The organism is Variovorax sp. 01T432, assembly GCF_056398605.1.
In genome coordinates this window covers 1-382 of record NZ_JBFTPS010000173.1, presented here as the reverse complement: position 1 = coordinate 382, position 382 = coordinate 1, and the positions used below count along the sequence as shown (strand labels likewise).

Sequence of the window (382 nt, the reverse complement as noted above, 5' to 3'; positions counted from 1 at the left end):
AGAACGCGCGCAGCTTCATGACGGGCCAGGCGCTCACCAGCGGGCTCGACCTGCTGTTCGCGGCGGTCTTCCTCGCGGTGATGTTCCACTACAGCGCGACGCTCACCTTGATGGTGCTGGCCGCGCTGCCGCTGTTCTTCCTCGCCTCCTGGCTCGTCACGCCCTTGCTGCGAAGCAAGCTGGACGACAAGTTCGCGCTCGGCGCGGAGAACCAGAGCTACCTGGTGGAGACGGTCACCTCGATGGAGACGCTCAAGGGCCTGGCCGCCGAAAGAACCTGGCACCGCGATTGGGAACGTCGGCTCGCCGGCCATGTGCGCGCCGGCTTCGAGGCCGGTCACCTGGGCCAGGCGACGCAGCAGTTCATCGCGCTCGTGAGCAA

General features: G+C 67.0%; 1 protein-coding gene. It reads left to right on the top strand.

From position 1 onward, the window contains the following. Positions 1 to 382 (top strand): ABC transporter transmembrane domain-containing protein (locus AC1DNF_RS35850; protein WP_478153697.1); only part of this gene is annotated, 382 nt, incomplete at both ends.